Source organism: uncultured Roseibium sp. (genome assembly GCF_947499295.1).
GTDB lineage: Bacteria > Pseudomonadota > Alphaproteobacteria > Rhizobiales > Stappiaceae > Roseibium.
The window spans coordinates 1-1,050 of the sequence record NZ_CANMNP010000107.1 but is presented as its reverse complement, the minus strand read 5'-3'; the positions used below and the strand labels follow the sequence as shown (position 1 = coordinate 1,050).

The window sequence follows — 1,050 nt, the reverse complement described above, 5'->3', positions numbered from 1 at the left end:
TATTTCGTCCGTTTCGGTTCGAGCCCAGTGATGCGGAACCGTTCACCGCGATCATCGAACTCTTTGCCAAAGTCAGACGGGTCCAGTCCATACTGAGGTGCGAGGATTTAGAACATTTCCCTGTCAGGCTCAAACAGCGAACCGTCTTCCATGGGAAGCCCGAGACGGATTGTGTAGGAAAGGCCAACGCGAAGATTGACATCCTGGAGATCATCGTCAGCAAAGCCCAGGCGTGAGATTCTTCAGGCGTTTTTTCTGAGGCTGAACGTTCCCACTCATGCCGCATCCTTCAAATCTTTCTTCGCCTTGTAGACCGTTCCTCGGGAAACACCCAACTCATGAGCGATCTCCGTTGGTGACAAGCCTGCTGTCAGCTTTTCCCGAATTTCCGCCATGCTGATTCTGGGTGGCCGCCCTCGGTAGACACCGCGCTGTTTCGCAGCTGCAATTCCTTCGGCTTGGCGTTCTCGGCGCAAGTTGGTTTCAAATTCCGCGAACAAGCCCAACATGTCGAAGAAGGCCTTGCCGGCGGCGGTGGATGTGTCCACCGGTTGCTCAGTCGCAGCCAAATGAGCCCCTTTTTCCTTCAAACGGGTGACGATGGTCTGCAAATCGCTGAGGGATCGGGCCAGCCGGTCGATCCGCGTGACCACCAATGTTTCACCGGGGTGGATAAAGTCGAGAATGGTTTTCAGCTCCGGCCGAGCATCAAGACTGGCACCGCTCTTTTGTTCCGCCCTCACCATGCCACATCCGGCCGCCTTCAACGCTGTCATCTGCGCATCAAGGTTCTGGTCCGTCGTCGATGTGCGCGCATATCCGATTTTGGAATGAGAAGTGTTCATTTTGGGTGTGCCTGTATCGATTTGTGTTCATTAACACGAAACAGACCCATAATGAACATCCTTCACAACAGGTCGGGTGTTCATGAGGCTTAGCGCTGGGGGTATACTCAAAATGACGTCAAGAGACACTAGGTGTTTGATCCCAGATTTTGATGGTGCAGTCTTTTCTCCCGAATGGAAGGATGCACTATGGGACAGGTTTTAC

2 protein-coding genes are annotated in these 1,050 nt (G+C 53.2%); one reads left to right on the top strand and one right to left on the bottom strand.

Features of this window, described 5'->3' with window-relative positions; genetic code table 11:
- Window positions 1–236: hypothetical protein (locus Q0835_RS29975; protein WP_298967146.1), on the top strand; the 236-nt coding region annotated here is incomplete at its 5' end.
- 39 nt (window positions 237–275) lie between these two features.
- On the opposite strand, the gene Q0835_RS29970 is transcribed toward Q0835_RS29975, so the two are convergent.
- Window positions 276–845 carry a recombinase family protein gene (locus Q0835_RS29970; protein WP_298967144.1) on the bottom strand — a complete coding sequence of 190 codons (570 nt, stop codon included), beginning with the start codon at window positions 843–845 and terminating at the stop codon, window positions 276–278.
- Window positions 846–1,050: the final 205 nt, after the last annotated feature.